The 4,023-nt window shown below is 44.6% G+C and carries 6 protein-coding genes; 3 read left to right on the top strand and 3 right to left on the bottom strand.

Features of this window, described 5'->3' with window-relative positions:
- Positions 1–157 precede the first annotated feature (157 nt).
- Positions 158–346: a hypothetical protein gene (locus NEPTK9_RS09110; protein ID WP_194848521.1), complete on the bottom strand. Its 189-nt coding sequence runs from the start codon at positions 344–346 to the stop codon at positions 158–160.
- Positions 347–369: 23 nt separating this feature from the next.
- On the opposite strand from NEPTK9_RS09110, the gene NEPTK9_RS09105 reads away from it, so the two are divergent.
- From NEPTK9_RS09105 to NEPTK9_RS09095, 3 genes are read left to right on the top strand one after another with little or no spacing between them, the layout of a single operon-like run.
- Positions 370–1,278, top strand: coding sequence for a hypothetical protein (locus NEPTK9_RS09105; protein ID WP_194848520.1), 909 nt, complete (start codon positions 370–372; stop codon positions 1,276–1,278).
- Positions 1,271–1,984 carry a glycosyltransferase family protein gene (locus NEPTK9_RS09100; protein WP_194848519.1) on the top strand — a complete coding sequence of 238 codons (714 nt, stop codon included), beginning with the start codon at positions 1,271–1,273 and terminating at the stop codon, positions 1,982–1,984. Before NEPTK9_RS09105 ends, NEPTK9_RS09100 begins: the two co-directional genes overlap by 8 nt.
- Complete coding sequence (locus NEPTK9_RS09095) at positions 1,985–2,710, top strand: hypothetical protein (protein WP_194848518.1); 726 nt, start codon at positions 1,985–1,987, stop codon at positions 2,708–2,710.
- Here the strand turns inward: NEPTK9_RS09095 and NEPTK9_RS09090 are convergent.
- Both NEPTK9_RS09090 and NEPTK9_RS09085 read right to left on the bottom strand, forming a co-directional pair.
- Positions 2,703–3,053: a hypothetical protein gene (locus NEPTK9_RS09090; RefSeq protein WP_194848517.1), complete on the bottom strand. Its 351-nt coding sequence runs from the start codon at positions 3,051–3,053 to the stop codon at positions 2,703–2,705. The genes NEPTK9_RS09095 and NEPTK9_RS09090 overlap by 8 nt on opposite strands.
- Positions 3,054–3,056: 3 nt before the next feature.
- Positions 3,057–3,896 (bottom strand): hypothetical protein, encoded by an 840-nt coding sequence (locus tag NEPTK9_RS09085; protein WP_194848516.1) that lies wholly within the window; start codon positions 3,894–3,896, stop codon positions 3,057–3,059.
- Positions 3,897–4,023: the final 127 nt, after the last annotated feature.

Raw genomic sequence — 4,023 nt, 5'->3', positions numbered from 1 at the left:
AGGAGCTGGGCAAAAATAACTTATACATTTCTGCAACCATAACATCTTCATCTGCTTTGTTGCAACTCCTTGAAAGCTAATAAGCTTCCTGCGGATTTGCGCCGCGCAGCTAAAGCGCTATGGCACCAGAAATGCATGAGTTATTTTTGCCCAGCTCCTAACGCCTTCCCTCTTCGTCATAGTGACCTAAATAGTTCTTCACTTCTTTGATCCCCATCTGCGTCCCTTCCGTCACCGCTTGCTGTAAAGCTTGCAGAATACTTTCCTCCTCCTTCAACTCCGCCTCGGGAAAGATGTAAAGCGGCTTTACATCTCCTAATTCTAAGAGATGTTTGCTAATTATCAAAGGGAGGAATATACCAAAAAAATATGGATGATTTAACGTATACGTTCAGGGGGTGCATTCCTAAGGGAAGCGGAGTATGTGCTGCAGATTTTGTACCAAATGACAACCCTATAGCCACAAACGCTATAGGGGAGGAATGCGGTGGAAAAGATGTCGTACCTACTTCCGCTTTACTAGGAATTGACCCCCTAAACGCATACGATTTAACAGACTGGGATCACAACGACGATGGAAGTGGCGATGGAGTCATCATCGCTGCTGATGAAAACCAAGAGTGGATGCTCAAGTGGTGGTGGGAGAACTACTCGAAGGAAAATGCTTTTCCCGTCACTTTTTTTGACCTTGGGATGTCAAAAAGCGCCCGCCTTTGGTGCGGCTCCAAAGGGGATGTGATCCCCTTTGCCTTCCCCGATGGGTGGATTAAGCCTCGAGAAGCTATCACTTCAGATGAGATCGAGGAGTGGGAGAAAAAATACCAGGGAGATCTATGGGAAGGGCGGACTCAGTGGTTTTGTAAACCCTACGTTCTTTTGAGAAGTCCTTACGTTCGAACGGTGTGGATGGACCTTGACTGTGAAGTACGGAGTTCCATTGCCGAACTCTTCGACTATTGTAATGAAGGAGATGGCTTTAGCATCTTGAAGCTTTCCCTTGAAAACCTCGATCTTTTCAGCGCTGGGGTTGTCGTCAGTAAAAGGCTTTCCCCCGTTACCAAAAAGTGGGCAGAAAACATTTATCACGAAAACCATAAACACTTTGGGGATGAAAATGTCCTCATCGAAACGCTCAATAAGGAAAAGTTCAAAATTACCCCCTATCCCTTAATCTACAACTGGCCAACCATTATCCCGCAGAGCTGTAAAACCGTGATTCGCCACCACATTGGGGGGTATGGAAAAACAAAAATCTTAGGAGGGCTTTCTGTTGTCTAAAGGTGTGATGACCGGGTGCGATGACCGGCAAGAGTGGATGCTCAAGTGGTGGTGGAAACACTACTCGGAGCACAATGACTACCCCGTTATTTTTTGGGATTTTGGGATGAGCCCTGCAGCAAAAGCGTGGTGCGCAAATAGGGGGGAGGTGGTCTCCTTCGATGCCAACCTCAACCTGCAAAAAAATGATACCGCTCCTTGGGCCGATAAAGTAAGCAAATCGGTGTGGGAAAGGCGAAAGGTATGGTTTTCAAAACCACTGATCCTAAAGGAAAGCCCCTTTGAAGAAACCATTTGGACCGATATCGATTGTGAAGTTAAGCAAAATCTTTCCCCTCTTTTCGAAATGACTCGGAGCAAAGATGGTTTTGCCATTTCCTATGACTCCGAAAAAAACATTGCAGAAGCAAGAAGGTGGTCCACTTTGAAAGAGGGGGTGCGTGGTGTCCAAGCAGGTGTCTTTGCTTATCGGCAAAACTCCCCCCTTGTCTTAGAGTGGATCGACTACTGTATGCGCCATCTCGGCGAGGAAAACTCTGACCAAAGCGCGCTGAGCCATCTTCTCCATGAAAAACCGTTCGACATCACCATCTTTTCCGATAAGTACAATTGGCTTCTTCCTGAAGTGCCCAACCCTCACGCCACCATTGTCCATCACACAGGGGTAGGACGGAAAAGAGCCCTATTAACCGCCATGAGGTTCTAAGTGGAAGGAATCCTTACGGGGTGTGATGCACGCCAGGAATGGATGCTCAAGTGGTGGTGGAGAAACTACTCAAAGCATAACGATTTCCCCGTTACTTTTTGTGATTTTGGAATGACCCCTTCGGCACGCGCTTGGTGTGAAAAAATGGGAAGTGTGATTACACAACATCCCGATAAAGGACCGATAAAAAACTTCTCCAAAGTCGATGATCCTCCCTGGAAAGACCTCATCGTCCCTCTGATGTGGAATAATCGAGGGGTTTGGTTTTCAAAAGCCCTTGCTCTTGATAAAACCCCCTTCGAAAATTCGATATGGATCGACCTCGACTGCGAAGTACTCCAGAGCGTTGCCCCCCTCTTCGAAATGAGTGAAGTAAAAGATGGGTTTTCTATTTCTTACAGCCTTGACGAGCAAAAAAGTCCTTTAAAAAAGATGAAAATTTTAAAAGAGGGAGTCCGCGGTGTCCAGTCTGGGGTCTTTGCTTTTCAAAAAAACTCCCCTGTCATCTCTGCATGGATCGATCGATGCATTTCCCACCACCGAACAGAGTTTTCTGAGGAAACCACTTTAAGCCACCTCCTTGATGAAACCCCTTTCAACATCACCTATTTTTCAAACAAGTTTAACTGGACAACCCCTAAAGTCGCTCATATGGGTGCCGTAATCCTCCATCATGCAAGTGCCACCCAGAAGCGAAATCTTCTCAATTCAATACGATTTATCTAGCACTTTTGTAGCCAAATTCTTTTAAAACCTCTTTTGCTAAGCTTATAATTTCTTCCCATTCAGGTGTATCGATAAATTGCGTTGGCCAATAATGGTCATCGGAAAAAGTCTCAAACTCATCCCGAAGCCTTTTTAAGGTTTGGTGCTGTTTTTCCGTAATCCCATAGTCCTCATAATTTTCTAAAATTGGATCTCCTATATCAAAAAAATAACACACAGCCTCATCAAAGTCAGGACCTTCACCATTTATCCAAACTCTTCTTTGGCGCTCTTTATCAGATATATGAGAAATATTCCTCAAATGTTCGTTGAGAATATATTCCCTATCTTTATCTGTAACCATTAATTATTCTCCAGAGTAAATAAACTCCTTAATAGGGATATGAGCTTCAGGCAACTCTATCCCTACTACATTGCCATATTTATCTACAACTTTCCCATCTTTCATTTGAATAACGTAAGGTTTTTGTTGGTATTCAAATGGGCTATGTGGTTTACCAGGCATTACCCTAACAGATGTATGAGGGTGTTTAGGATGCACATACTTCATACCAGCACCTCTATTTGACAGTTTCACTCTGAAGTTTTTTGGAATCCCCTTAGGCCTTGGAAAGGTAGGAATACCTGTTTGATGAATTAATTCTCTGATCTGTATTTCCGGCATAAAACCTTTGTGAGGTTTTAAAAACTTTTGCGCTTTTTCAAACAGCTGAAAGGATTCCTTCATCGGCAAGCTTAAGTGTTCATAAGCTTCAGTAACTGTCATTTCTAACTTTCCAACCTGCTTGAGTTTGCCCATTTCCTTTGCAGTAAAGCCAAGTTCATCGGCAAGAAAGGTGGTTTTTCGACCATGTGCTACGATCTCGGCAAGTTTTCCGGTATTCCCAACCTCTGCAGCGGTTTCCAAGATAAGGGTCTCTTTAGCGATTTTGAGGTTTCTGCATGCTCCAGCAAGTTTTTTAGCACTTTTAATGCTCTTGGCAGCTACTTTGGCAACAGCCCCAGGAAGAACAATATCAAGCCCGTGCTTCCCTAAAGCATATCCAGCAAGCTCTCCCTTTTTTTCTGAAGAGAGTGTGTCCCAGTCTAAAACAAGCTGATGGATTTCTGGAGAAAGAACCTCTCCAATTACCCCCCACTCATCATTTTTAGCCAGCTCTGCAAGTGTAGAAAGAGCAGAGATCACCTGGCTAGATGTATGGATCGGGTGGGAAGTGACTACTCCCTCGCCTAAAGGCGAGGGCTTCTAGGGATTGTTCCCAGGCCATCTAGTCCGAGGGCCAAAATATTTTGTGCTGCGTTGAGGTCCCGCG

The sequence above is a fragment of the Candidatus Neptunochlamydia vexilliferae genome (assembly GCF_015356785.1).
Taxonomy (GTDB): domain Bacteria; phylum Chlamydiota; class Chlamydiia; order Chlamydiales; family Simkaniaceae; genus Neptunichlamydia; species Neptunichlamydia vexilliferae.
Note: the sequence above shows the minus strand (reverse complement) of the source record. Positions and strands in the feature narration are given on the sequence as shown.